This is a genomic window from Salinisphaera hydrothermalis C41B8 (assembly GCF_000732535.1).
Classification (GTDB): Bacteria; Pseudomonadota; Gammaproteobacteria; order Nevskiales; family Salinisphaeraceae; genus Salinisphaera; species Salinisphaera hydrothermalis.
Map to the genome: position 1 here is coordinate 1 of NZ_APNK01000021.1, position 26067 is coordinate 26067.

Annotated in this window: 20 protein-coding genes and 1 pseudogene; 9 read left to right on the top strand and 12 right to left on the bottom strand. The window is 63.5% G+C overall.

Annotated features, from left to right (window positions below; translation table 11 throughout):
- The 7 genes and pseudogenes from C41B8_RS21155 to C41B8_RS12840 all read right to left on the bottom strand — a co-directional run.
- Positions 1–759: aldehyde dehydrogenase family protein (locus C41B8_RS21155; RefSeq protein WP_415752836.1), on the bottom strand; the 759-nt coding region annotated here is incomplete at its 3' end.
- A gap of 57 nt (positions 760–816) precedes the next feature.
- A pseudogene (locus tag C41B8_RS21160) lies at positions 817–1971 on the bottom strand (fumarylacetoacetate hydrolase family protein); the annotation flags it as partial.
- A gap of 1 nt (position 1972) precedes the next feature.
- Positions 1973–2743: an SDR family NAD(P)-dependent oxidoreductase gene (locus C41B8_RS12820; RefSeq protein WP_037338868.1), complete on the bottom strand. Its 771-nt coding sequence runs from the start codon at positions 2741–2743 to the stop codon at positions 1973–1975.
- 10 nt (positions 2744–2753) lie between these two features.
- Positions 2754–4487 (bottom strand): L-arabinonate dehydratase, encoded by a 1734-nt coding sequence (gene araD / locus C41B8_RS12825; protein ID WP_037338870.1) that lies wholly within the window; start codon positions 4485–4487, stop codon positions 2754–2756.
- Positions 4488–4637: 150 nt separating this feature from the next.
- Positions 4638–4919 (bottom strand): alpha-L-arabinofuranosidase C-terminal domain-containing protein, encoded by a 282-nt coding sequence (locus C41B8_RS12830; protein ID WP_037338872.1) that lies wholly within the window; start codon positions 4917–4919, stop codon positions 4638–4640.
- A gap of 205 nt (positions 4920–5124) precedes the next feature.
- Entirely contained in the window at positions 5125–5880 is a 756-nt protein-coding gene (locus C41B8_RS12835; protein ID WP_037338970.1) for a FadR/GntR family transcriptional regulator, read from the bottom strand.
- Positions 5881–6004: 124 nt separating this feature from the next.
- On the bottom strand, positions 6005–7243 hold the full coding sequence (locus tag C41B8_RS12840) for a YeeE/YedE family protein (RefSeq protein ID WP_037338874.1): 1239 nt from the start codon (positions 7241–7243) through the stop codon (positions 6005–6007).
- A gap of 150 nt (positions 7244–7393) precedes the next feature.
- Here C41B8_RS12840 and C41B8_RS21025 point away from each other — a divergent pair, with 150 nt between their 5' ends.
- The 4 genes from C41B8_RS21025 to C41B8_RS12860 all read left to right on the top strand — a co-directional run bounded on the left by C41B8_RS21025 (position 7394) and on the right by C41B8_RS12860 (position 13493).
- The gene (locus tag C41B8_RS21025) at positions 7394–9268 is read left to right on the top strand and encodes a sigma-54-dependent Fis family transcriptional regulator (RefSeq protein WP_037338876.1); all 1875 of its coding nucleotides are present in this window, start codon (positions 7394–7396) and stop codon (positions 9266–9268) included.
- Positions 9269–9460: 192 nt separating this feature from the next.
- A complete protein-coding gene (locus C41B8_RS12850) occupies positions 9461–10540 on the top strand; it encodes a 2,3-butanediol dehydrogenase (protein WP_037338878.1) in 1080 nt (359 codons plus the stop codon).
- A gap of 31 nt (positions 10541–10571) precedes the next feature.
- The gene (locus tag C41B8_RS12855) at positions 10572–11651 is read left to right on the top strand and encodes a 2,3-butanediol dehydrogenase (RefSeq protein WP_037338880.1); all 1080 of its coding nucleotides are present in this window, start codon (positions 10572–10574) and stop codon (positions 11649–11651) included.
- A gap of 39 nt (positions 11652–11690) precedes the next feature.
- Positions 11691–13493, top strand: a complete 1803-nt coding sequence (locus C41B8_RS12860) for an NAD(P)/FAD-dependent oxidoreductase (protein ID WP_037338881.1) — start codon at positions 11691–11693, stop codon at positions 13491–13493.
- 183 nt (positions 13494–13676) lie between these two features.
- On the opposite strand, the gene C41B8_RS12865 is transcribed toward C41B8_RS12860, so the two are convergent.
- From C41B8_RS12865 to glpD, 5 genes are all read right to left on the bottom strand, one after another.
- Positions 13677–14078 (bottom strand): (R)-mandelonitrile lyase, encoded by a 402-nt coding sequence (locus tag C41B8_RS12865; RefSeq protein ID WP_037338883.1) that lies wholly within the window; start codon positions 14076–14078, stop codon positions 13677–13679.
- Between the two features lie 371 nt (positions 14079–14449).
- Positions 14450–15961, bottom strand: a complete 1512-nt coding sequence (locus C41B8_RS12875; protein WP_037338887.1) for an aldehyde dehydrogenase family protein — start codon at positions 15959–15961, stop codon at positions 14450–14452.
- 481 nt (positions 15962–16442) lie between these two features.
- A complete protein-coding gene (locus tag C41B8_RS12880) occupies positions 16443–17108 on the bottom strand; it encodes a Fe2+-dependent dioxygenase (protein WP_051883487.1) in 666 nt (221 codons plus the stop codon).
- A gap of 249 nt (positions 17109–17357) precedes the next feature.
- Entirely contained in the window at positions 17358–18860 is a 1503-nt protein-coding gene (glpK, locus tag C41B8_RS12885; protein WP_037338890.1) for a glycerol kinase GlpK, read from the bottom strand.
- A gap of 517 nt (positions 18861–19377) precedes the next feature.
- A complete protein-coding gene (gene glpD, locus C41B8_RS12890; protein WP_037338892.1) occupies positions 19378–20874 on the bottom strand; it encodes a glycerol-3-phosphate dehydrogenase in 1497 nt (498 codons plus the stop codon).
- Between the two features lie 307 nt (positions 20875–21181).
- Between glpD and C41B8_RS12895 the strand changes: the two genes are divergently transcribed.
- The 5 genes from C41B8_RS12895 to C41B8_RS12915 all read left to right on the top strand — a co-directional run bounded on the left by C41B8_RS12895 (position 21182) and on the right by C41B8_RS12915 (position 26054).
- Complete coding sequence (locus tag C41B8_RS12895) at positions 21182–21943, top strand: DeoR/GlpR family DNA-binding transcription regulator (protein WP_037338974.1); 762 nt, start codon at positions 21182–21184, stop codon at positions 21941–21943.
- A 213-nt stretch (positions 21944–22156) separates the two neighbouring features.
- A complete protein-coding gene (locus C41B8_RS12900; RefSeq protein WP_037338895.1) occupies positions 22157–23263 on the top strand; it encodes an ABC transporter ATP-binding protein in 1107 nt (368 codons plus the stop codon).
- 4 nt (positions 23264–23267) lie between these two features.
- Complete coding sequence (locus C41B8_RS12905; RefSeq protein ID WP_037338897.1) at positions 23268–24374, top strand: ABC transporter ATP-binding protein; 1107 nt, start codon at positions 23268–23270, stop codon at positions 24372–24374.
- Entirely contained in the window at positions 24371–25255 is an 885-nt protein-coding gene (locus C41B8_RS12910) for a carbohydrate ABC transporter permease (RefSeq protein ID WP_037338899.1), read from the top strand. The genes C41B8_RS12905 and C41B8_RS12910 overlap by 4 nt, the downstream gene beginning before the upstream one ends.
- 1 nt (position 25256) lies before the next feature.
- Positions 25257–26054 carry a carbohydrate ABC transporter permease gene (locus C41B8_RS12915; protein ID WP_037338901.1) on the top strand — a complete coding sequence of 266 codons (798 nt, stop codon included), beginning with the start codon at positions 25257–25259 and terminating at the stop codon, positions 26052–26054.
- Positions 26055–26067: the final 13 nt, after the last annotated feature.

Genomic DNA, 26067 nt, shown 5'->3' on the forward strand with positions numbered 1-26067 from the left:
CGGCTCGGGCCGCTGCGAGGCCATATCGAACAGGGCCCGGCCGCCGTTCTGCGACCCGGTGAAGCCGACCGCCTTGATCGCCGGCTCCTGCACCAGCTGGGCGCCGACCTTGTCGCCGAAGATCATATTGAAGGTGCCGGCCGGCATGCCGGTCTTCTTCACCGCCGCTTCGATCGCGTTACCGACCATCTCCGAGGTCACCATATGTCCCGGATGGGCTTTCACCACCACCGGGCAACCGGCGGCAAAAGCAGAAGCCGTATCGCCACCGGCGACCGAGAACGCAAACGGGAAGTTGGAGGCGCCGAATACGGCGACCGGACCGATCGCCTGCTGGATCTGGCGCAGATCCGGGGCGGCATCGGTCGCGGTATCGATACGCGCGCCGAGATAATCGCCGCGACGCAGCACCTTGGCGAACAGCCGCAGCTGACCCGTCGTGCGGCCGACTTCGCCGGTCAGCCGGGCTTCCGGCAGGGCGGTCTCGCGCATGGCTTCGCGAATGACCGCATCGCCCAGCGCCTCGATCTCGTCGGCACAGGCTTCGAGAAACTGGGCCCGGGTTTCCGGATCGATGGTGGAAAACGTATCGAAGGCGTCATGGGCAGCCTTGGCGGCCGCGGTGACTTCCTCGGACGTCGCTTCGAAGAAATCCTGCTTGTAGGGGGCGTTGTCCTCGGCTGCACGGCTGGCAAGCGTGTTCTGGCCGGCTGCCACGCGGGCACCGCCGATGAATTGCTGGCCGGTGAGTTCGGGCATGGGGGACTCCTGATTGAAAGCGGTGTCGTTCGATTGCGGGGCGCCGTTCTGTCGGCCCCGCGCGAGATGTTCGAAAAGACGGCGCGCGCCGAAGGTCCACGGCGGGATGGCGTCGCTGCGGTTCACGCGATTGACCAGCGCGCCGAGCGTGGGCGTGGCGATGGTCACGCGGTCGCCGATGTGGTGCGTGAAACCCTGGCCTTCGCCGTCGCGATCGAGCGTGGGCGAGAACATCGTGCCGAGATACAGCACGAAGCCGTCCGGATACTGGTGATGCGAGCCGTGGGCCTGCGAGACCAGATCCAGCGGATCGCGACTGATTTCGCGCATGTCGGAGGCATCGTCGAGCCGGAAACCGTCGTCCGCGCCTTCGATCACGAGCCGTACGCGCGCCGAGCGCACATCGTCGATATCGAAATGATCGTCGAACAGACGAATGAACGGACCGAGCGAGGCCGAGCCGTTGTTGTCCTTGGCCTTGGACAGCAGTAGGGCGCTGCGGCCCTCCAGATCGCGCAGGTTGACGTCGTTGCCGAGCGTCGCGCCGCGGGTCCGGCCGGTGGAATCCACCGCCAGCACGATCTCCGGCTCCGGATTGTTCCAGGCCGAGGACGGATGCAACCCGACTTCGGCGCCGAAACCCACGGCGGCCATGGGCTGGCATTTGGAAAATACTTCGGCGTCCGGGCCGATGCCGACTTCCAGATACTGCGACCAGGCACCGCGTTCGATCAGCGCCTTCTTGAGTTCCATGGCGGCGTCCGAGCCCGGCACGATCTGCGACAGATCCTCGCCGATGAGTTCGTGCAGCTGGCTGCGGACTTCGGCCGCCTTGGCCGGGTCGCCGCCGGCCTGTTCCTCGATTACGCGTTCGAGCAGGCTCACGGCGAAGGTCACGCCGCAAGCCTTGACCGCGGCCAGATCGACCGGGGCGAGCAGCCGTTCGCCGGAATCGGTTTCCAGCGACTGGGTCAGCCAGTCGCGCACGTTGCCGAGCGATTCGCCGGGGGCGTTTGTCGCGACCTCCACCAAGTCGTCGCGATCGAGCAGATCGGTCATGGTCGGGCCATGAGCGCTGATGTCCACGACCTCGCCGCCGCGCACGGCGATGAGGGCCGGGCCGTCGACCGGTGCCGTGCGCCAGACGCGGCCGACGAGTACGGCTCGCTCCAGATCCTGCGGCAGACAATCGGACAGTTCGATCAAATCCATTTCAGCACCAACCGGCGTCGATAAAATATTCGTGGGCGGTGCAGCCGGCGCTGTCGTCGGCTGCCAGGAACAGCACGGTCGGCGCGACGTGCTCGGGCAAGAGTCTTTGTTTGAGGCACTGGTTGGCCTGGATACGGGCCTCGTCCTCGGGCGTGATCCATTTGTCGAGCTGGCGCTCGGTAATGATGGCGCCGGGGATGATGGTATTGACGCGGATATTGGATTCGCCCAGGTCGCGCGCCATGCCGCGGGTCAAGCCGTGGATGGCGGCCTTGGCCGTGGTATAGCCCGGCATGCCGCCGAGCGCGACCTTCCAGCTGATCGATCCGAAGTTGATGATCGAGCCGCCCCCGGCCTCGGCCATCCCGGGGGCTGCCGCCTGAATGGCGAAGAACTGCGGGCGCAGATTGATCGCCATACGCTCGTCCCAGTAGTCGGCAGTCACCGACTGCCAGTCGTGGCGATCATCGTTGGCGGCGTTGTTGACCAGCACACGGATTGCGCCGTGCTCGGCCTCGACATCGCGGATCGTCTGCTGGAGACGATCCACGTCGCGAATATCGCAGTGCGTGAACGCCACGCGATGGTCGCTCGATTCGTTCTGCAACCGGGCCACCAGGGCCTCGCTGGCCGCTACATCGATGTCGACGAAGTGAACGTTCGCCTTCTGCCGCGTCAGGGCCGAAACCAGTTCGGCCCCGATGCCGCTGCCGCCGCCGGTCACGAATGCCGTCCGGCCTTCCAGACTGGGGTAGATCGCGGATTGAGTCATAGCCAACCGATCAGTGGTTTTCCCGCGGGATCGCCGCGCCGCGGCAACCGCCGAGGAAATCCAGATCGGCGCCGAGATCGGCCTGCTGCACGTGGTCGAAATACAGCTTCTGGTAACCGCTGTCCATCGCCGGCGGCGGAGCCGTCCAGCGCTTGCGGCGCGCTTCGAGTTCGGCGTCGTCCACGTCCAGATGCAGGCGACGATTGTCGACGTCCAGCTCGATCATGTCGCCGTTCTCGACTAGGGCCAGCGGGCCGCCGGCGGCCGATTCGGGCGAGACATGCAGCACGACGGTGCCAAAGGCCGTGCCCGACATGCGTGCATCCGAAACGCGGACCATGTCGCGTACGCCTTTTTCCAGAATCTTGGTCGGCAGCGGCATGTTGCCGACTTCGGCCATGCCCGGATAACCCTTGGGACCAGCGCCCTTGAGCACCATCACGCAGGTTTCGTCGATATCCAGATCCGGATCGTCGACGCGGGCCTTGAAGTCCTCGATCGATTCGAACACCACGGCACGGCCGCGATGGTTCATCAGTTCGGCCGTGGCCGCCGAGGGTTTGAGCACCGCACCATCCGGCGCCAGGTTGCCCTTGAGCACAGCAATGCCGCCCCGCTCGTTGACCGGGTTGTCGCGCTTGCGAATCACTTCGTGATCGAAGCATTCCACGTCGGCCAGATTCTCGCCGACGGTATGGCCGTTCACGGTCAGCGCGTCGGTGTGCAGCAGATCCTCGATCTGTTTCATCAGCGCCGGCAGGCCGCCCGCGTAACAGAAATCCTCCATCAGGAAACGGCCGGACGGCATCAGGTCGACCAGGCAGGGCACGTCGTGGCCGAGCTTGTCCCAATCCGAGAGATGCATGTCGACGCCAACGCGACGTGCCAGTGCCAGCAGATGGATGACCGCGTTGGTCGAGCCGCCGATCGCGCCGTTGGTGCGGATCGCGTTCTCGAACGCCTTACGAGTCAGAATCTTCGAGGGCTTGAGGTCTTCCTCGACCATCTCGACGATACGCCGGCCCGACATACGCCCGAGGCGGTTGCGATGCGCGTCGACCGCGGGGAACGCCGCGTTACCGGGCAGGGCCATGCCGAGCGATTCGGCCATCGAGGCCATCGTCGAAGCGGTGCCCATGGTCATGCAGTGGCCGGCCGAGCGATGCATGCCGGATTCGGCAGCCAGGAAATCGTCGATCGACATCTTGCCGGCGCGCACGTCTTCCGAGAACTTCCAGACGTCGGTGCCGGAGCCGAGCTGACGGCCCTTGAAGCGGCCGTTGAGCATCGGGCCGCCGGAGACGACCAGAGTGGGCAGATCGCAGCTGGCCGCGCCCATCATCAGAGACGGGGTGGTCTTGTCGCAGCCGCACATCAGTACCACGCCGTCCATCGGGTTGGCGCGGATGGCTTCCTCGGTGTCCATCGCCGCGAGATTGCGGAACAGCATGGCGGTGGGGCGAAGCAGCGTCTCGCCGCAGGAAAATACCGGGAACTCCAGGGGGGTGCCGCCCGCGTCCAGAATGCCGCGCTTGATGTGCTCCACCAGACCCCGGAAGTGCGCGTTACACGGCGTGAATTCCGAGAAGGTATTGCAAATGCCGATCACCGGTCGACCATCGAAGGCATCGTCCGGCAACCCGCTGTTCTTCATCCAGCTGCGATGCAAAAACCCGTCGCGGTCATGCCCGCCGAACCAGGCCTGGGATCGCCGCTTGGGGTGGCCGTTCTCTCCGTCGCTCATCAGTTAACTCCTGTAATCGGCAACTAATGTCAAACATGTCCGTTATATGTTCAACATAGACTTTGGTTTTAATCGGCGGCTGTGTCGAGCCGCTCATGGTTTGTACCGGGTCTGCCGCGCCGCGGGCGTCGAGCCGGGCGTGTGTCGGCGTCAGATGCGCGCTATATCGACCGCAATTCGGATGAAGCGATAGGTCAATGGATCGAGCCGCCCGGTCAGGCGCCCGTGGTCGCACGCCAGGCCATGACCGTCAACCGGGGCCACCCCATCCGGCTGGCCTTCGGTATTCGCCGCCTTGGGATCGGTATGCGAGAGCCTTCGATGCTCGAGCAGACGTGACGAGCCAAAGCCCTGCAGGTCGATATCGAGCGACACCGCGTCGTCGGGCAATCGGTTGATCGCGAAGAACGTGATCGTGCCGGCCGCGGTCATGCCAGAGGCGTTGATGCCCACTGTATTTGGGCAGGGCAATTCGGCGTCGTGGGTTCACTCGAATGGCCCACGCCAAACGCGGCAACCACGCCACTGCCTCATACGCGGGCACGTCCGCCGCTGGATGGGAATAGGCGCTTAGCCGGAAATACGAAGCACTTCGCGATTCAGAATCGAGCGTGATCGTGCGATGGCAACCCGAGGGTCAGTCGTTCAGATGGGCGGGCACAACTTCCGGGCGGGTATGTTCGAGTCCCAGGGCGAGACTCGTACCCTCAAGAATCGCATGCGCGGCATAGAAAGCATCCTCGACCTTGCGCATGCGGATGGCTTCCATCAGACGGCGATGACGCTCGAGGCTGTCTTCGGGGTCGGTGGCACTGACGTTGGACTCGACCACGAGCAGGTGGATCGAGGGCCGCAGAATATGTGAAAGCTGTGACCAAACGATGTTGTGGGTCGCGCGGAAGATGGCCACGTGAAACGCGACATCCGACTCACTATCGAGTCGGCGGCGTTCGCCGGTTTTGGCTTCGTCGAGGGTGCGCGCCATGCCGTTGAAGGCTTCCTCGATGGCGACCAGGTCGTGGGCATTGGCCTGGCGCGTCGCCGCCATGGCGACATGTGGTTCCACGCTTAAGCGGAACGACAGCACTTCGCGCTGAATCTCTTCGTTCGGAGCTGCGAAACGGGTCATCCATTCGGTGACCAGTGGGTCGAGGATATGCCATTCGGAATATTCACGAACCCGGGAGCCGTACCCGGAGATGCGCTCGATCACGCCCCCGTCCACGAGCTGCGAGAGATGACGCCGTACCACGGTACGACTCAGCCCGAATTCCTCGCAGATATGCATTTCCTTCGGGATGAAGTCGCCGGGCTTGTAGTGTCCCGAAAAAATATCGGATACGAGCCGGTCGGTCAGATTGAAATCGCTACGGGGCGAACGGGTCGTACTCATGAAATCACGGGACGAGCGGTGGGTGCCGGCGAACATGGCATTGAGATTACGGGCCGGATATTAGCACGCCGTGCACGGAGCACCGGCGTATCGTGACTGTGGCGAGGTCGGGCCCCGGGTGCGCTCAGCAACTGCTGTCGCTCAGTTTCGGCACACCCATTCCGAACAAAGGCCGCAATTTCAAGCCGACAACGGTGCCGAGCAATCCGACCGCACCCCAAAGCCAGCCGTGCAGCGAGAACGACGCGATGCCGCCAAAGTAGGCGCCGATATTGCACCCGAAGGCGATGCGCGCGCCGTAGCCCATGAGGATGCCCCCGATGAGGCGGGCTACGATGATGCGCCAGGGCAGGTCGGTGGCGATCTTGAAGGTGCCGCCCCAGGCGGAGGCCGCCATGGCCCCAAAAATGATCCCGATGTCCATCACGCTGGTCCGGTCGGCAAAAATCGGGGTATGCAGCCCGCCCGCATGCGGACCGGACCAGTAGTACCAGCTGCCCACATCTACGCCGAGGGCGGACAGCGCCTGCGATCCCCATAGCGCGAACGCGCTGGTAATGCCCCACGGCTTGCCGGACAGCCAGAGCGTGGCGGCATTGAGCACGGCAAGCGCCAGCGCGCCGGCCCACAGAGGCCAGGTGCCGCGCAGCACGCGTTTGATGCCATGCTCGCTCGGCGGGCCCACGCGCGGCGGCGGGTTGAGCCGGCGTTCGACCAGCCAGGTCGCGGCGACGATCGCGCCGATGATGATGAACTGGAAAATCACGGCGCCGGTATAGCCCCAGCGCGTGTCGGCCAGGGAGAGCTTGCCCCAGACGAAAGCGGGCTGGAGCCAGAAGCCGAAATCGTGCGCGCCCCAAACCGAGCCGACGATGAAGCCGAACAGAGTGATGAGAATCGAGGTCTGGCCCGAGCCAACGGTATACAGCGAACCCGAGGCACAGGCGCCGCCCAGCTGCATGCCAATGCAGAAGATGAAGCCGCCGAAGGCCACCGACAGTCCGACCGGGAAGACATAGCCGGAAAGCGGACCGCCGAACGCGGTCGTGCCGAGCGCCATCAGCGGCGCGAACAGCAGACTGGCCACGGCGAGCATGAGCATATGCGCGCGCAGGGTCTCGCCTTGGCCGACGGCCATGAGCTGGCGAAACGCCGAAGTAAAGCCGAAGCGGGCGTGATACAGCGCAATGCCGAGCCCCAGGGCGACGATGTACAGAATCCCCTGTGCCACACCGTAGCCGGCGAACAGAATGAGCAACAGGACAACGCTGATACCGCCCGCGATCGCGGTTGTCCCGGGGCGGGGGGCCGGCGGACGTTCGATGGCGCGCGCGGGGCGCTCCGGGTTACGAATATCTGACATGGTCAAATCAATTGCGCGTGATCGATCTATTGTAGCGCTGTTGCCAAGAGCGAGTGGGCTGTTGCGTACGCGCAACACAACGCGCAGCCGACTAACGTCGGGTAGCCCGCGGCGCCTGCGCGGTGACATCGTCGAGCCGGAGGTGAGGCCATGTCATCGATCAGTGCTCATCTGAAGGAAATCGAGAACGTTGCCGCCGGACGCCCATCGAGCCGCGACGGACTGGTGGTGAACTCCTGGTTGCGCTGTCTGAACGAATATCGGCTCGACCCGAGCCAGCGCGGCAACGCCTACATCGTGCCCGGCGCCAAGTTGCGGGAGCACCAGCAGCAGGCTGAGGAACTGATCCGCATCAGCCGGGCTGCGCTCGATCATCTCTACGAGCAAGTGGCCGGGCACAACTATGTGCTGCTGCTGTCGGATGCGCGCGGCGTGTCCGTGGCCCACTATCGCAATCCCAAGCTCGACCCGGCGCTGCGCGATGCCGGGCTTTATCTGGGCGCAGACTGGGCCGAGGATCGCACCGGCACCTGTGCCGTGGGCGCCGCACTCGTCTCGCGTCAGCCGATCACCGTGCATCAGGACGATCACTTCGACCCGGCCCATATCGGGCTGACCTGTTCGGCGGCGCCCGTGTTCGACACCCTCGGCGAGCTGGTCGCCGTGGTGGATATCTCGCAGCTGCGTTCGGCGGTGCCGCGTTCCAGTCAGCAACTGGCGCGGCATCTGGTGATTGCCACCGCGCGGCGCGTGGAGTTGGCCAACCTGATGAGCCAGGCCGAAGGGCATTGGCTGCTGCGGTTGTCGCGCTCGCCGGATTTCATAGACAGCGATCCCGAAGCCGCGCTCGCCGTGGACGGCGACGGCCGGATTCGGGGCATGACGCATGCGGCGTTCACCGCGTTGTCGCAGCGGATCGGCTTGACCGAGCACAGTGGCACCGCGCTGATCGGCCAGCCGATCGATACCTTGTTCGACCTGGATGCCGATACGCTCGACCAGTACAGGCGCGGCCAGTCGGCGCGCGATCGTATTCTGTATGCCGGTGGCCAGCCGCGACTGTTCGCCAGTGCCGAACCGCCGGCGACCCGCGCGCCGCGCACGATTCGCCGGCCGGTGGCCGAGCCGCGCGCCGATATGCCGGCTTCGCTGGCGCGTCTAACCGGTGGGGACGAGACGATGACGCGTCTGGCCCGTCGTGCCGCGCGTTTCGCTCAGCGCGATCTGCCGGTACTGATTCAGGGCGAAACCGGCACCGGCAAGGAAGTGCTGGCGCGCGCCGTGCACGCGGCTCGTTCGCACCCGGGGCCGTTCGTGGCGGTTAATTGCGCGGCGATTCCCGAGCACCTGATCGAATCCGAACTGTTCGGCTATGCGCCGAATGCGTTCACCGGAGCGGCGCGCGGCGGCAAACGTGGTCTGATCGAAGCCGCCCATGGCGGCACCCTGTTTCTGGACGAAATCGGCGACATGCCGCTGGCGTTGCAGAGTCGTCTGCTGCGGGTTCTGGCCGAGCGCTGCGTCACGCCCGTTGGCGCGCTGGAATCACGTCCGGTGGCGATTCATCTGATCTCGGCGACCCATGCACCGTTGGCCGATCGCGTGGCCCGCGGCGAATTCCGCGAGGATCTGTACTACCGGCTGAACGCTGCAGTACTCAAACTGCCGCCGCTGCGAGAGCGGGCGGATTTCGACGCGCTCGCCGATACCATTCTCGACGAGATCGGTGCCGAGCACGGCGAACGCTATCAACTGTCGCGTGCAGCCCGCCGGCGGCTGGCCGCGCATCACTGGCCAGGCAATGTGCGTGAGCTGCGCAATGCGCTGTCGGTGGCGACGGCGTTGTGCGAACCGCCGACCATCGAAGTCGACGATCTGCCCGACGAGATCGGAGCGTCCACGGGGCGTATCGGCCTGGAGGCACAGCTGGCCGAATGCGGCGGCAACGTGTCGGAACTGGCGCGTCGACTCGGAGTGGACCGCACCACGGTCCATCGACGGCTCAAGCGATTGCGCACCCACTGAATCTGACCTCGAGCACAGCCGCCACACCTGTGGCATCGGGCTGTGGCAGCGGCCGAGGCCGGCTCGGGGGTGTTTTTGATTAAGCCCTTTTAAATCAGTGCCATGAATTAACGGCACGCGGTTTGCCATGTGTCCTCCAGAGCGTGTTCACGCGCCACAACGACACGGTCGATCGTGTCACTGAGGAGATTCATGAAAGCACTGCGATTTCACGCCGCCGGCGATTTGCGTATCGAGGACGTGGCCGAGCCTGCGGAACCGGGGCCGGATCAGGTCGTCATATCCAACCGCTTTGCCGGCATCTGTGGCACCGACCTGCATGAATATGCCTATGGGCCGGTGTTCGTGCCGACCGAACCGCATCCGTTCACCGGGGCCACCGCGCCCCAGATTCTGGGCCACGAGTTCGGCGGGGTCGTGACCGCGGTCGGGCGGAACGTCACGCATTGCCAGCCGGGCGATCGGGTCTCGATCCAGCCGCTGCTGATGCCGCGCGTCGGCGACTACTACGCCGAGCGCGGCCTGTTCCATCTGAGCTCACAGCTCACGCTCGTGGGGCTGGGCTGGCACTCGGGCGGCATGGCCGAAGGCGCGCTGGTCAACGACTACAACGTGCAGGTGGTGCCCGAGGCGCTCACCGATCGCCAGGCCGCGCTCATCGAGCCAACCGCCGTGGCGGTGTATTCCTGCGACCGCGGTGGCGTATCGGCCGGTAACAGCGTGCTCGTCACCGGGGCCGGGCCGATCGGCATTCTGGCGCTGATGGCGGCCCGCGCGGCCGGCGCGACCCAGCTGTTCATATCGGATGTGAACGCCACGCGCCTGAAGCTGGCCGAAGCGGCGGTCCCGGGCGTGATCCCGATCAATCCGGTAGAGCAGAACGTGGGCGACACGATTCGCGATGCCACCGAAGGCCATGTCGGCTGCGATGTCGCCATCGAGTGTGCCGGCAACGAGCATGCGCTCAAGACCGGGCTGGATGCGGTGCGCAAGCAGGGCGTGATCGTACAGACCGGGCTTCACCCCGGCGAAAACCCGCTGAACTGGTTCGACGTGACGTTCAAGGACGTCGACGTGCGGGGTTCCTGGGCCTATCCAACCCATTACTGGCCGCGCGTGGCCCGGCTGATCGAGTCCGGCCAGATCCCGGCCGAGAACATCGTCACCCGCACGGTGACGCTGGACGACGCGGTGACCCGTGGTTTCGACGCCCTCATGGACCCGGCCGGCGGCCAGCTCAAGATCCTGATCGATCTCGAGAGTGCGGCCTGAAACAGCGCTAACCCACAACAGGAGACACATCATGCAGGCACTGCGCTTTCACGCCGCGAAAGATCTTCGGCTCGAAGAGGTTGATACCCCGCGCGATCCGGCCCCGGGCCAAGTGGTAGTGGCTAATCGCTTCTGCGGCATCTGTGGCACCGATCTGCACGAATACGCCTACGGGCCGATCTTCATTCCCACGGAGCCGCATCCGTTTTCCGGCGCGCAGTTCCCGCAGACGCTCGGCCACGAGTTCGGCGGGGTCGTAACGGCGGTAGGCGACGGCGTGAACAACGCCGCGGTGGGTGATCGGGTTTCGATCCAGCCGCTGATCATGCCGCGCACCGGCGATTATTTCGCCGAACGCGGCCTGTTTCATCTGTCCGAGCAGCTGGCGCTGGTCGGCCTGTCCTGGGATTACGGCGGCATGTCGGGGGCGGCGCTAGTCAACGACTACAACGTGCAGGTGATTCCCGAGGCCATGACCGACGAGCAGGCCGCGCTGGTCGAGCCGACCGCGGTCGCGGTCTATGCCTGCGATCGGGGCGAAGTATCCGCCGGCAGCAGTGTTCTGGTGGCCGGTTCTGGCCCGATCGGCATTTTGATGCTGCTCGCGGCGCGGGCTGCCGGGGCGACCCAGCTGTTCGTCTCGGACATCAACCCGACCCGGCTGGCGCTGGCCGAGCAAGCCGTGCCGGGCGTGATCCCCATCAATGCCCGGAGCGAATCGGTGGGCGACGTGGTACGCGATCATACTGAAGGCCATGTCGGCTGCGATGTGGCGATCGAATGCGCCGGCAACGAGCACGCACTGAAGTCGGCGCTCGACGCCGTACGCAAGCAGGGCACGATCGTGCAGACCGGGCTGCACCCGGGCGAGAACCCGCTGAACTGGTTCGACGTCACGTTCAAGGACGTCGACGTGCGCGGTTCCTGGTGCTACCCGACCTATTACTGGCCGCGCGTATGCCGGCTGATCGCCAGCGGCCAGATCCCGGCCGAGCGGGCGGTAACGCGCCGTATCGCGCTGGAAGACGCCGTCGAGCACGGCTTCGATGCGCTGCTCGATCCGGCCGGCACCGAACTCAAGATCCTGATCGATCTCGAAAACGCGGCCTGACCCGATTATTCCAAAAACAGCGAAAGAGAGGAGAAAACCATGCTGGACACTGCCGCAGGCACCAAGATCCAGAATGTGCTGTCGGCGCTCAACAAGGCGCTGATCAATCGCAACATCGACGAGGCCCTGGAGCTGTTCGCCGAGGACTGCTACTGGCGGGATCTCGTGGCCTTTACCTGGAACATCAAAACCGTCGAGGGCAAGGCGCAGATCCGCGACATGCTGGAAAGCCGGCTCGACGACGTGCAACCGGCCGACTGGACCGTGGACGACAACGAGGAACCCTCGCACGCCGACGGCATCACCGAGGGCTTCATCGAGTTCGATACGGGTGTTGCCCGTGGTTACGGCTATATCCGGCTCAAGAACGGGCTGATCTGGACGCTGCTGACCACGATGCACGAGCTCAAGGGCTATGAAGAACCGAAAGGCCTGTCGCGCCCGCTCGGGGCCAAGCACGGCGAGCATCAGGGCGAGCCGACCTGGGCCGAGGAACGCGAGGCGGAGCTGGCCGAACTCGGCGTCACGACTCAGCCCTATGTCCTGATCATCGGCGGCGGGCAGGGCGGCATCGCGTTGGCCGCCCGGTTGCGCCAGCATGGCGTGCCGGCACTGATCGTCGAGAAGAACGAACGTCCGGGCGATTCCTGGCGTAAGCGCTACAAGTCGCTGTGTCTGCACGACCCGGTGTGGTACGACCACCTCCCGTACATCAAATTTCCGGACAACTGGCCGGTGTTCTCGCCGAAGGACAAGGTCGGCGACTGGTTGGAGATGTACGCCAAGGTCATGGAACTGAACTTCTGGGGTTCGACTGCGGCCAAGCGCGCCAGCTACGACGAAGCGACTCAGACCTGGACCGTCGTGGTCGACAAAGACGGCGAAGAAATCACCCTGAAGCCGAAGCAGCTGGTGCTGGCCACCGGCATGTCGGCCAAGCCGAACGTACCCGCGATTCCCGGCCAGGATCGCTTCCAGGGCATCCAGCAGCATTCCTCCGAGCACCCCGGGCCGGACGGGATGGAAGGTAAGAAAGTTGTCGTCATCGGCTCGAACAACTCATCGCACGACATCTGCGCGGCGCTCGCCGAACACGGCGTGGACGTGACCATGGTGCAGCGTTCGTCGACGCACATCTCGCGTTCGGAATCGCTGATGAAGCACTCGCTGGGGCCGCTGTATTCAGAGGAAGCGCTGGCCAACGGCATTACGACCGAGAAGGCGGATCTGCTGTTTGCTTCCATCCCCTACGGCATCATGGCCGACTTCCAGAAGCCGATCTTCGACACCATTCGCGAAGAGGACGCCGAGTTCTATCGGCAGCTGGAAGAGGCCGGCTTCATGCTGGATTTCGGGCCCGACGATTCCGGCCTTTTCATGAAGTACCTGCGCCGGGCCTCGGGCTATTACATCGATGTCGGCGCATCGCAGCTGATCATCGACGGCAAAATCAAGCTCGCGAGCGGCTCGGACGTGAAAGAGCTGACCGAGCACAGCGTCCTGCTCGAAGATGGCCGCGAACTGCCCGCCGATGTGGTCATCTATGCGACCGGCTATGGCTCGATGAACGGCTGGGCGGCCGACCTGATTTCCCAGGACGTGGCGGACAAGGTCGGCAAGGTCTGGGGGCTGGGCTCCGACACGCCCAAGGATCCCGGCCCGTGGGAAGGCGAGCAGCGCAACATGTGGAAGCCCACACAACAGGACGGGCTGTGGTTCCACGGCGGCAATCTGGCGCAGTCGCGCCATTATTCCCACTACTTGGCGCTGCAGCTCAAGGCTCGGATGGAAGGCATTCCGACCCCGGTCTACGGGCTGCAGGAAACTCATCACCTGAGCTGACTCCGGCTCCTCCAGACTTTGCGGGGCTTCGGCCCCGCTTTTTTTGACCGCCGATGTGTGAATAGTCGGCCAGGCGTCGTGAGACCGATTGCCGCGGCGTCGCTGGGGTTCGCGCTCTATGCTCGCAATTTACCAAAGCGTCGGCCGGCGACCGATCGGTCCGATCGCCGGCTCGTAAGCGTTTTATTCGCGGCCTTCGTATTGAGCGTCGGTGACTTTTTCGAGCCAGGTCACCGGGCCGTCTTCGCCTTTTTCCTGGATTGCGATGTGAGTCATCGCGGTGTCCGGCCCGGCGCCGTGCCAGTGTCGTTCACCCGGCGGAAACCAGATCACGTCGCCCGGATGGATGGTTTCGATGGGCCCGTCTTCGCGCTGTACGCGGCCACAGCCGGACGTCACGATCAGCGTCTGGCCGTAGGGATGGGTATGCCAGGCGGTACGGGCCTTGGGTTCGAACGTGACGCTGGCGCCGGCCGCCCGGGCCGGGGCGGCCGCACTGAACAGCGGGTCGATTCGCACGGTGCCGGTGAAATAGTCCTCGGGGCCCGGGTTCGATGGCCGGGTGCCGTTGCGGCTGATATCCATCATGGAGTCCTCGATTGGCGTGAGTGATGTTGTCGCTGCGATCCATCGACCGGCGCGCTGCGAGCGCTGTACGGCTTGGGCGGCTGCGCGTTGGGACGTGGGCGGTGCATTTTCCAACAACGTGCCATCGCTGCGGGCGTTGGCGAGCCCATGGTATGTCGAAACGCTTCAACGCCTGGATAACGCGGTGTCGATCGACGCCGCCATGCTTGTTGCTGATTTTGCGGGCATCCATCTTCGGTTTTGAACCGCCTGATTGCGTCGCGGCGTTACGGTCGAGCGGGTGGCGTGCGCGATGGGCGCGCGTTGTCAGCACAATAAAAAGCCGGCTCCTGCTGGAGCCGGCTTGTTTGCAGGCGTGTATACGGACGTTACAGCGACACCGCGACCGCCTTGGTTTCGGTGTAGTTGTTGAGCACTTGTTCGCCCATTTCACGGCCCCAGCCGGACTGCTTGAAACCGCCGAAGGGCAAGGCGGCATCGAAGATGTTGTAGCAGTTTACCCATACGGTGCCGGCGCGGATCTTGGCCGCCAGCTTGTGGGCTTTGCCGATGTCCTGGGTCCAGACGCCGGAGGCCAGGCCGAAGACGGTGTCGTTGGCGCGCTTGATGAGATCGGCATCGACATCCTTGAACTTCGTGGCGGCCACGACCGGTCCGAAGATTTCTTCCTGATAGACGCTCATGTCGTCCGATACGTCGACCAGCACGGTGGGTTTGACGAAATAGCCGTCGCCTTCGCCGCGCTCGCCGCCCGCGGCGGCCCGGGCGCCCTGTTTGCGGCCGGCTTCGAGATAGCCGGTGACGCGCTCGAGCTGGGTTCGGGACACCAGCGGGCCCATCTGGGTTTCCGGGTCCAGGCCCGGGCCAAGCTTGATGTTGCGCGCGTATTCAGCCACGCCTTCCACGACCTGGTCGTAGACTTTCTCGTGCACGAACAGACGCGAGCCGGCGGCACAGCACTGGCCGTGATTGAAGAAGATGGCGTTGGCGGCGCCGGGGATGGCCTTCTCGAGATCGGCGTCGTCCAGAATGATGTTCGGCGACTTGCCGCCCAGCTCCAGCGACACTTTCTTGAGGTTGCCCTGGGCGGCGTTGACGATCAGCCGGCCGACTTCGGTCGAGCCGGTGAAAGCGATCTTGTCGACGTGCGGATGTGCCGCGATCGGCGCGCCGGCTTCCTCGCCGAAGCCGGTGAGCATGTTGACCACGCCGTCCGGTACGCCGGCTTCCTGCATGATCTCGGCGAGCTTCAGGCCCGACAGCGGCGTTTCCTCGGCGAGTTTCATGACGACCGTGTTACCGCAGGCTAGCGCCGGGCCGAGTTTCCAGGCGGCCATCAACAGCGGGAAGTTCCAAGGAATGATCTGGCCACAGACGCCGACCGGCTCGCGGCGGGTATAGGCATGCCATTCGGCGCCCGGCGCGTAGGGCACGGTCAGGCCAATCTGCTCGCCGTTGAGCTTGGTCGCCCAGCCGGCCATGTACTGAAACAACTCGGCGGCCAAGGGGACATCCGCCGCGCGGGCGATGGAAATCGGCTTGCCGTTGTCGAGTGCTTCGAGCTGAGCCAGTTCTTCCTGATGTTCCATGATCAGGTCGCCGATCTTCCAGACGATGCGGCCGCGCTCGGCGGGCGACATCTGCGTCCAGGGCCCGTCGTCGAACGCTTTACGCGCGGCTCGCACCGCCTTGTCGACGTCGGCCTTGGCCGCCGACTGGGCCTGGGCGATGACTTCATCGGTGGCGGGGTTGTAGACCTCGAAGGTCTTGCCGGATTCGGCGGCGACCCACTGGCCGCCAATCAACATCTTGCGGGGGGTATCAATGAACTCTCGGACGCTGGATTCGAGTTCGACTTCGCGGGCAGCGACTGCGCACATGGTGTTCTCCTCGGTTATATACGTTATGGCGCCCCGTTCGCGACGGAGCGGACGACGAACCTATGCTCGAACGTCGGTCCCCATGTAATAACGCAAGTTCTACGCCAGTGGGAAGTCGTGCCATCAATCAGCGCCAACGCAGCGTCGTGGGATCGTGTGCGACCGTATTGCGCCGTCTTTATTGCCACACCTGTGGCAGCGCTGATGCCACAGGTGTCGCCGGCGGCGGCACGCGGGTTGATGAGCCGAGGCGGGGCGTTATCCGCAGTGTGCCGGGCCGAGGCGCCGTCTCGTATCGAACAGGTAGCGAACCCGCCCGCCGGGCGATACACGCGGGTGTGTCTGGTATCACCGAGGCCCGGCTGATCTCCCTGCAATCACCGCCGGGACGAATTCAGCTTGGCCGAACGCCCTTGGCAAGCTGCGCCGGTTGATCGACGCTGCGTCAGTTCAGCGTGCGCTCGACCGGGGCGCGTCGCGATCAGAGTTCCATCCACATCCGATACAGCCCCGTACGCACTGATTCCATCAGTAACCGATCGGTTTCGTCGGCCTTGTGGCCCATACGTGCGACCAGTTGATAATAATGCGATAGCACTTGGCGGTGTTTGAGTTCGGGGATCTGGCTCTGTATCCACGTCACAGCGGCGTAGCGCGTACCGCGGGTCACCGGTCGCACCTGATGAATGAGGCCGGTGGGGTAGATCACCGCGTCGCCGGCATCGAGTTTCACGAGCTGCGGTTCCGTGCCGGTCCACAGTTCGAGTTCGCCGCCGTCGTATTCGTCGCCCGACGACAGGAACACCGTCACCGATAAATCCGTGCGCAACGGTTTCGGCTTGGTGTTCATGATTGCTTCGTCCATATGCAGCCCGTAATACATGCCGGGCTGATAGCGGGAGAAGGTCGGGCTGGGCACGCCCCGGGGGAAGGCGGTATTCAGCACGTCGTCGTTATTGAGCAGCGCCTGAACCACTATCCGGCCGATCTCGGATTGGTCCGAATCGTTTTCGCTGATCTGTTCGTTGTTCTTGATATTCGATCCGCGGTTCGTGGCTTTGCCTTCCACGAACTCGGCTTGTTCGACGAATGCGCGTGCTTTGCGGGTCTGCGACGCGTCAAGCAGGCGGGTGATCTGAGTAATCATAAAGGCCCCTCGGGTAGCGCTACGGCGCCGACTTCAAGCAACCGCGGCGATCACGATAGACGTTAACCGATGTCGTGTGTATGCCCTAAACACGCGCGACCGCGGCTGGGTTCGTCGACATCCGCCGGCACCACGCCCGCCAGCAAAAAAACCTCGCCGAGACTCCCCGGCGAGGCAAGCGCATCGGAGGAGATGCGTTCGGACAAACTGAATGGGCTTGCCAATAGGCGTGTCATCGGACGGCAGCGATCAGGAGTCGACGCGAAAGCCCATGGTGGCCTGGACCGCGCGCTTCCAGCCGGCGATGAGTTCTTCGCGTTTTTCGCTCGACATGTCTGGCTTGAAACGGGTTTCGACCGCCCATTGCTCGGCGATCTGCTCGCGCGATTCCCAGAATCCGACAGCCAGCCCGGCCAGGTATGCGGCACCGAGTGCTGTGGTCTCGCTGACTTCGCTGCGAAGCACATCCACGCCGAGGATATTGGCCTGGAACTGCGCCAGAAAGTCGTTCGCGATCGCGCCGCCGTCGGTGCGTAGCTCCGCCAGGTTCAGATCGGCATCGGCCTGCATGGCCCGTAGCACATCGGCACTCTGATAGGCGATGGATTCCACCGCCGCGCGGATGAAATGTTCCTTGGTCGTGCCACGCGACAGCCCGAACATCGCGCCGCGGACGTTGCTGTCCCAGTAGGGTGCGCCCAGGCCGGTGAACGCGGGCACCATGTACACGCCGTCGTTATCGCCGGCGCGTTCGGCATAGGCTTCCGAGTCCGAGGCCTTGCCCAGCATGCGCAGCCCGTCGCGCAGCCACTGAATCACCGAGCCGGCGACGAAAACGCTGCCTTCGAGCGCGTACTCGATGGTGCCGTCGATCTCCCAGCCGATGGTAGTCAGCAGGCCGTTTTCCGAGGCGGTGGCTTCGGTGCCGGTGTTCATCAGGGTGAAGCAGCCGGTGCCGTAAGTGTTCTTGGCCATGCCGGGCTCGAAGCAGGCCTGGCCGAACAGCGCGGCCTGCTGGTCGCCGGCCATGCCCGCGATCGGCAGCTTGTTACCGAAAAAGTATTTCGGCAGCACGTGGCCATAGACTTCGCTGGAGGATTTCACCTCCGGCAGCATGGATTCCGGTACGCCGAACAGCTCGAGCAGTTCCGGGTCCCATTGGCGATCGCGGATATTGAACATCATGGTGCGCGAGGCATTGGTCACGTCGGTGACATGCACTTCGCCGCCGGTCAGGTTCCAGACCAGCCAGGAGTCGATGGTGCCGAACAGCAGCTCGCCGTTGTCGGCTTTTTGCTTGACGCCGTCGACGTTGTCGAAGATCCACTTCAGTTTAGTGCCCGAAAAATAGGCATCGATGACCAGCCCCGTCTTGTCGCGAATCATCTCGGCGTGGCCGGCTTCGCGTAGCTCGTCGCAGATTTCGGCGGAATGCCGCGACTGCCAGACGATGGCGTTGTAGACGGGTTGCCCGGTCTTCTTGTCCCAGACGACGGTGGTCTCGCGCTGGTTGGTGATGCCGATGCCGGCGATCTCGGATACGTCGACCTGGGTGTTGTTGATCAGCTCGGTCAGGGTGGTGAGCACGCTCGTCATGATGTCGCGCGGATTGTGCTCGACCCAGCCCGGGCGCGGGAAAATCTGTTCGAATTCGCGCTGCGCAATGCCTGCGATCCGGCCCTGGCGGTCGAACAGCATCGAACGCGAGCTGGTCGTCCCCTGATCGATGGCGAGGATGTATTTCTTGTCCATATCTCTCTCCTTTGAAGCGCGGCGCTTGCTTGGACTCAGTCGCACGCAACGGTATCGCAGGCGTCGGGCGCGTTCGCGTCGAGCCCGGACCCTCGGCGCGAACCAACGCCCCCACGGGTACACGCCGGGCTCACGATAACCCGGTGCAATCTTCGCGTCCCGTCGTGCATCGCGGAGCCGACGCATCGCGCCGTAACCATACCAATCGGCGGCGGGTTCGGGCGGCTCTTGCGGGGTATACGCTCAAGCGTCCGGCTGCGCTGTAGGCGCGCGAACGGTCGCACGGCGAATTCGCGCGATGCGGTACCGTTGTCGACGAAAATCGTCATGATCGCCGCCCCGGGCGCGCCGGAGATATGAGTTCGGTGCCATGCATGGCCGACAAGCCGGCCGGCGTCGGGAGCATGCGAAATGACAACTCCTTCAGCATTCGACACGACCACAGGCTGACGTGACAACGGGTTTCCTCCGGGCGACGTGATGGGATCGAGTGTACGTGTCGGGAGCGCAACGCAGATCAGGCGTAGGCACGCTCGCGCAGATATGCCGCCAGGCGTTCGATCTCGTCGGCGGTCAGCCGCAGGCCGAGCTTGGAGCGGCGCCAGACGATATCCTCGGCGGTACGCGCCCATTCGTGTTCGCACAGATAGTCCACTTCGGCGGCGTAGAGATCGGCGCCGAAATGTTCGCCCAAATCGTCCAGGCTCTTGGCGTCGGCGACGATATCGCGCACGCGGGTGCCGTAGTTGAAGACCATGCGGTTGGCCATGCCCAGCGGAATGAAGGGATGGCTGGCCCGGAGCGATTCGAACAAGTGCTGCGGCTTGGTTTCCTCGCCGCCGGGCAGCGGATGGCCGGACCCGGTCCATGCCTTCCCGCGATTACCGAGCTTGGGCGCGATCTGATCGACTGCGTCTTCCGCCAGTCGGCGGAAGGTGGTTAATTTGCCGCCAAACACGTTGAGCAGCGGCGCGCCGTCGGTATCGAGCTGGATCCGGTAATCGCGCGTGATTTCGCTCGCGTTGTCTTCCTGGTCGTCGAGCAGCGGGCGCACGCCGGAGTAGCTCCAGACCACATCGTCCGGCCCGATCGACTGTTCGAAATAGCGGTTCGCTGATTCACACAGATAGGCGATCTCGTCTTCTTCGATAGCGACCTTGCCGGGTGCGCCCTCGTGTTCGACATCGGTGGTGCCGATGAGGGTGAAATCCTGTTCGTAGGGGATGGCGAACACGATGCGCCCGTCGGGCTGCTGGAAGATATAGGCATATTCGTGGTCGAACAGTTTCGGGACGACGATATGGCTGCCCTTGATCAGCCGCAGCGCGTAACGATGGTCCATCGTCGCGACGTCGTCGAGAAAACGTACGGCCCAGGGGCCAGCGGCGTTGGCCAGCCCGCGTGCTTTCGCCGAGATGGTCTCGCCGTCGGTGGTTTTGAGCGTCACCTCCCAGCCATCGGCGTTACGCCGGGCCGATTCGCAGCGCGTGCGCGTCAGGATCGTTGCGCCGCGGTTGGCCGCGTCCATGCAATTGAGGACCACCAGGCGTGCGTCCTGAACCCAGGCATCCGAGTAGACGAAGCCCTTGCTGAATTCCGGTTTGAGCGGTGCGCCGGACGGATGATCCTGGAATTTCACCCCGTGCGAGCCTGCCAGGGTCTGGCGGCCGCCGAGATGATCGTAAAGAAACAGACCGGTGCGAATCATCCAGGCCGGGCGCAGATGCTTCTGGTGCGGAAGAATGAAGCGCATCGGCCAGATGATGTGCGGTGCCGCTTTGAGCAGGACCTCCCGTTCAGACAGGGCCTTGGCGACAAGCTTGAACTCGTACTGCTCGAGATAACGCAGCCCGCCGTGGATGAGCTTGGTCGAAGCCGAGGAGGTATGGCTCGCCAGATCGTCCGCTTCGCACAGCAGAACCGACAACCCTCGGCCCGCGGCGTCGCGGGCGATGCCGGCGCCATTGATGCCGCCACCGACCACAACCAAATCATACGTCTGCGGAGAGCTCATATCGGGATCACCTTATGTTCGGATTAAAACTCTAGTGTTCGAAACCGAAAACAAAAATACAACAAAAGTTGTAGCCGGCGCTCAGCGATAGACGGCTAATATGCAAATTGCAGTCAAAACCGCGTCCGGGCTTGGGCCGGGCGGGTGGCCGTCGGCGGATTTCTAGCTTGTCGGCGCCATGAAACCGGCGATACGGGCGAGGGCGCGAGTTCGAACGCCCGGCTGCGTCGTTACGAGTCGCCCCGCGTGGATTCGAAAGGAGAGCAATCGAGTGAAACCGCCTAGCCGCCCCGCGTCGGACGAGGAGATGCCGACACCGCGCCAGCGCGAGATCGTTAATCTGGTCGAGCAGCAAGGATTTGTTGCCATCGAGGCGCTGGCTCGCAGTTTCGATATCACGCAGCAAACCGCGCGACGCGATGTGAACGCGCTGTGCAAGGCGGGGTTATTACGGCGTTATCACGGCGGCGCGGGCTTGCCATCGACGGTCGAGAACATTGCCTACGAGGCGCGCCAGGTGCTCAACCTCGAGGGTAAACGCAAGATCGCGGAATTGGTGGCGCGCGAAATTCCCGACCATGCCTCGCTGTTTCTCACGCTGGGCACCACGACCAAGGAAGCCGCGCGGGCATTGGTTGACCACAAGGGGTTGCGCGTGATCACCAACAACCTCCAGATCGCCGGCATGCTCTCGTCTTCGACCGATGCCGAAGTGATGGTGGCCGGCGGGACGGTGCGTTCCATCGATGCGGGCGTCACCGGCGAAATGACCCTCGATTTTTTCAACAATTTCAAGGTCGACTATGCATTGATGAGTATCTCCGGCATCGAGTCGGACGGGACATTGTTCGATTTCGATTACCGCGAGGTTCGGTTGTTGCGCGTGATCATCGCCAACGCGCGGCGCGTCTTCCTGCTGGCCGATCAAACCAAGTACAACCGCCATGCGCTGGTTCGGGCGGGCAACATCGTGGATTGTATCGATGCGCTGTACACCGATGTGCCGCCGCCCAAGCCGCTCGCCGACCTCCTGGCCGAGGCGCGGGTGTCGGTCCATGTCGCCGAATAGGCGGCACGGAAACCGTGATGGCCGGCTTATCCGGCGAGCCTACGACTTTTGACTAGTTGTTGATGTTCGGTTCCGAACACTAAGCTCGAATTAAGTAACGCGTGGCCTGTGGGCAGCGCGTGCCTGATTCACGAAGCAACCGGGGCATCACTTGATGCAAATGCATGAGGCAGCCGCTGGTACCCACCGGCGGTATTTCGGAGGAGGGTGGCTATGTCGCTAGTGCTCGACAATGTGTCCAAGGTCGTAGGTGGGGAGACTCACATCGCGCCGATGGATCTCGAGCTGGAAAGCGGTTCGCTGTCGCTTTTGCTCGGCCTGACGCTGTCGGGCAAGACGTCGCTCATGCGTTTGATGGCCGGTCTGGACAAACCCTCGTCCGGGCGCATTCTCGTCGATGGTCGCGATGTCACCGGGCTTTCAGTGCGAAAGCGCAATGTCGCGATGGTCTATCAGCAGTTCATCAACTACCCGTCGCTGACGGTCTACGAGAATATCGCATCGCCCCTGCGCATCGCTGGCGTTTCGAGCTCGGAGATCGATCGCCGCGTGCGCGCCGAAGCCGAACGCCTGCATATCGACGCCATGCTCGACCGTTTGCCGGCGGAACTGTCCGGCGGCCAGCAGCAGCGTACGGCCATGGCACGCGCGCTGGTTCGCGATGCCGAACTCGTGCTGTTGGACGAGCCGCTCGTGAACCTCGATTACAAGCTGCGCGAGACCTTGCGCGAAGAGTTGCCGAAGGCGCTCGAAGGGCGGCGTTCCATCGTCGTCTATGCCACCACCGATCCGTGGGAAGCGCTGGCATTCGGCGGCCGTACCGCGGTGCTCGAAGAAGGCAATCTGCTGCAGTACGACTACGCGGCGAACGTTTACTCGGCGCCGGCCACGACCCACGTCGCGAGCGTATTCAGTGATCCGCCGATGAACATCATCGATGGCGAAATCCGCGGCGACGAATTGCGGGTGGGCGACAGCCTCCGTACCGCGCGGCCTGCGGCGTTGTCCAGTCTGTCGGATGGGTCGTATCTGTTCGGCGTTCGTCCGCCGCATTTGACGGTTAATTCTGACGCCGATAAGGGCGGCCAGCGCATCGATACGGCGGTCGACGTTACAGAAATCAGTGGCTCGGATACTTATGTGCATTGTCAGGTCGAGGGTCGGCCCTGGGTAGCGGTGCAGCCCGGCGTGCATCAGCACGATCTCGGTGCGCGTCTTTCGCTGGGTTTTCATCCGGACAAACTGTTCGTCTTCGATCGGAACGAACAGCTGGTGCATTCGCCCGAAGCCGGCGCCGACCGACAAGACGAGGGAGCCTGACACCATGGCCTTGATTCGTTTCGATGGCGTAGCGCACAGCTATTCCGGCCACGCCGAAAAGCCGGCAGATTATGCGCTGCAACCGATGAACTTCAGCTGGGACGACGGTGGGGCGTATGCGCTACTCGGCCCGTCCGGCTGCGGCAAGAGTACGTTGTTGAACATCTGTTCCGGGCTGCTCAAGCCGTCCGAAGGGCGGGTGTTCTTCGGCGATCGCGATGTCACCGATCTATCGCCGGAGCGTCGCAACATCGCGCAGGTATTCCAGTTTCCGGTGTTGTACGACTCGATGAGCGTGTACGACAACCTGGCGTTTCCGTTGCGCAACCGCAAGGTCCAGCGCAGCCACATCGACCGGCGTGTGCGGGAAGTCGCCGAGATGCTCGATCTGGGCAGCGTGCTCAAGCGCCGCGCGAGCGGGCTGGGTGCCGAACTCAAGCAGAAGATTTCCATGGGGCGCGGACTGGTGCGCGACGACACCTCGGCCATTCTCTTCGATGAGCCGCTGACGGTCATCGACCCGCAGCTGAAGTGGCGTTTGCGGCGCCAGCTCAAGGAAGTGCACAAGCAGTTCAGCCATACGATGATCTATGTCACCCACGATCAGATCGAGGCGCTCACGTTTGCCGACAAGGTCGTGGTGATGTCCGATGGCGAAATCGTGCAGGTGGGCACGCCGCAGGAGTTGTTCGAGCGCCCCGAGCATACCTTCGTCGGGTTTTTCATCGGCAGCCCGGGTATGAACTTCATCGAATGCCGAATCGACGGCGATTCGGCCGTGATCGGCGAGCGTCGTGTGTCGCTGAGCGCGTCGCAGGCCAACGCTGCCGCGCAGGCGGGCAGCGGTGATTTCAAGCTGGGTATCCGGCCCGAATTCGTCGAGGCGGCGCGGCCGGGCGAGGGCTTTGCGGCGCGCGTGACCGCGGTCGCGGACATGGGCGAATTTCATCTCGTGACCGCCGATCTGGACGGTAACGAGCTCAAGATCAAGCTTCCCGACGCCCACGCCCATATCCAGGACGACACGTTGCACGTGCAATTCCCGTCCGAATGGCTCTGCCTGTATCACAACGAGCGTCTCATCGGTCACGAAGTCGAGGTGGCGGCATGAATAACAACCGTTTCGCCGACAATCGGGCGTGGTTTCTGGTACTGCCAGCAACGCTTCTTGTCGCTTTTTCGTCGTTGATCCCGTTCATCGCGGTCGTCAACTACAGCCTGCAGATCGTGTTCAACATGAACACGCACTCGTTCGTCGGCTGGTCGACTTTCCATGATGCGCTGACCAACGAAGAGTTCCGTGGCGCGCTCGGCCGTCAGGTCCTGTTCACCGCGATCGTTCTTGCGATCGAGGTGCCGCTGGGTATCGGCGTAGCGCTCACGATGCCGCGCAGCGGACGAGCGGTCGGGCCGATCATGGTCGTGCTTGCATTGCCCTTGCTGGTGCCCTGGAACGTGGTCGGTCTGATCTGGCAGATCTTCGCGCGCGGCGACATTGGTTTGTTCGGGGCGTTCGTCAATAACGTCCTGCACATCAACTACAACTACGCGACCGGCAGCGTTTCGGCCTGGTTCACGGTGGTGTTGATGAGCGTGTGGCACTGGACCTCGCTGATCGCGCTGCTGTGCTATGCAGGGCTGTGTGCGATTCCCGGCGCGTTCTACCAGGCCGCGCGTATCGACGGCGCCTCGCGCTGGGCGGTGTTCCGGTTCATCGAGCTGCCCAAACTACGCGGCGTGCTGACGATCGCCATCCTTCTGCGCTTCGTCTACAGCTTCAAGGTCTATGCCGAGCCGCTGACCGTGACTGGCGGTGGCCCGGGCAGCAGTACGACCTTCATGACCGAGATGCTCACCAATACGGCCATCGGTCAGTTCGCTTATGGCAAGGCGGCGGCCTACGGGCTGCTCTACTTCCTGATCATCCTGTTGATCAGCTATGTGTTCTATATCGTGCTGACCCGCGTGGGCACGAGCGAGGGGGACCAATAAGATGACGATCCGTCGTATCTGTCTGACGCTGTTCATCCTGTTCCTGCTGATCCCGATCTATTGGCTGGTCATGATGTCGTTCAAGTCCAACACCGAGATCACGAGTCAGCTGACGTTCTTTCCCAAGGACTGGACGCTCGTCCACTACCACGACATCTTCAACAGCGGTAAATGGACCGGGTCGTTCCTGCATTCGCTGTCTTATGTGGCGCTCAACGTGGCGATTACGTTGCCATTGGCGATCCCGGCAGCCTATGCGTTCTCGCGCTACGACTTTCTCGCCGACAAGCATCTGTTCTTCTGGTTCCTGACCAACCTGATGGCGCCGCCGGCGGTGTTCCTGATCCCGTATTTCCAGCTGTATCACAGCATTCATCTGTTCGATACGGTCTATGCGGTAGCGCTGGCCCATACCCTGTTCAACCTGCCGCTGGCGGTGTGGATCCTGGAAGGGTTTATGTCCGGCGTGCCGCGGGAGATCGATGAAACGGCGTATCTGGACGGCTATTCGCTGCCCCGGTTCTTCATCAAGATCTTTCTGCCGCTGATCGGCTCGGGTATCGGTGTCGCCGCGTTCTTCTGCTTCATGTTCAGCTGGATCGAGCTGTTGCTCGCCAACACGCTGACTTCGAGCAACGCCATGCCGTTCGCCACCATGATGAGCAGTGCCTTCACCGCCTCGGGTACCGACTGGGGCATTCTCGCAGCCGCCGGCACGCTCACGCTCATCCCGGGTGTTCTGGTGATCTGGTTCGTGCGTCATCGGATCGCCTCCGGTTTCGCCCTGGGTCGGGTCTAGTCAGGAGTTCACG

Bases quoted from the DNA above. Each gene is read 5' to 3' on its own strand.
- C41B8_RS12820 (WP_037338868.1), bottom strand. From the start codon at position 2,743: ATGACTCAATCCGCGATCTACCCCAGTCTGGAAGGCCGGACGGCATTC.
- araD (WP_037338870.1), bottom strand. From the start codon at position 4,487: ATGAGCGACGGAGAGAACGGCCACCCCAAGCGGCGATCCCAGGCCTGG.
- C41B8_RS12830 (WP_037338872.1), bottom strand. From the start codon at position 4,919: ATGACCGCGGCCGGCACGATCACGTTCTTCGCGATCAACCGATTGCCC.
- C41B8_RS12835 (WP_037338970.1), bottom strand. From the start codon at position 5,880: ATGAGTACGACCCGTTCGCCCCGTAGCGATTTCAATCTGACCGACCGG.
- C41B8_RS12840 (WP_037338874.1), bottom strand. From the start codon at position 7,243: ATGTCAGATATTCGTAACCCGGAGCGCCCCGCGCGCGCCATCGAACGT.
- C41B8_RS21025 (WP_037338876.1), top strand. From the start codon at position 7,394: ATGTCATCGATCAGTGCTCATCTGAAGGAAATCGAGAACGTTGCCGCC.
- C41B8_RS12850 (WP_037338878.1), top strand. From the start codon at position 9,461: ATGAAAGCACTGCGATTTCACGCCGCCGGCGATTTGCGTATCGAGGAC.
- C41B8_RS12855 (WP_037338880.1), top strand. From the start codon at position 10,572: ATGCAGGCACTGCGCTTTCACGCCGCGAAAGATCTTCGGCTCGAAGAG.
- C41B8_RS12860 (WP_037338881.1), top strand. From the start codon at position 11,691: ATGCTGGACACTGCCGCAGGCACCAAGATCCAGAATGTGCTGTCGGCG.
- C41B8_RS12865 (WP_037338883.1), bottom strand. From the start codon at position 14,078: ATGGATATCAGCCGCAACGGCACCCGGCCATCGAACCCGGGCCCCGAG.
- C41B8_RS12875 (WP_037338887.1), bottom strand. From the start codon at position 15,961: ATGTGCGCAGTCGCTGCCCGCGAAGTCGAACTCGAATCCAGCGTCCGA.
- C41B8_RS12880 (WP_051883487.1), bottom strand. From the start codon at position 17,108: ATGATTACTCAGATCACCCGCCTGCTTGACGCGTCGCAGACCCGCAAA.
- glpK (WP_037338890.1), bottom strand. From the start codon at position 18,860: ATGGACAAGAAATACATCCTCGCCATCGATCAGGGGACGACCAGCTCG.
- glpD (WP_037338892.1), bottom strand. From the start codon at position 20,874: ATGAGCTCTCCGCAGACGTATGATTTGGTTGTGGTCGGTGGCGGCATC.
- C41B8_RS12895 (WP_037338974.1), top strand. From the start codon at position 21,182: ATGCCGACACCGCGCCAGCGCGAGATCGTTAATCTGGTCGAGCAGCAA.
- C41B8_RS12900 (WP_037338895.1), top strand. From the start codon at position 22,157: ATGTCGCTAGTGCTCGACAATGTGTCCAAGGTCGTAGGTGGGGAGACT.
- C41B8_RS12905 (WP_037338897.1), top strand. From the start codon at position 23,268: ATGGCCTTGATTCGTTTCGATGGCGTAGCGCACAGCTATTCCGGCCAC.
- C41B8_RS12910 (WP_037338899.1), top strand. From the start codon at position 24,371: ATGAATAACAACCGTTTCGCCGACAATCGGGCGTGGTTTCTGGTACTG.
- C41B8_RS12915 (WP_037338901.1), top strand. From the start codon at position 25,257: ATGACGATCCGTCGTATCTGTCTGACGCTGTTCATCCTGTTCCTGCTG.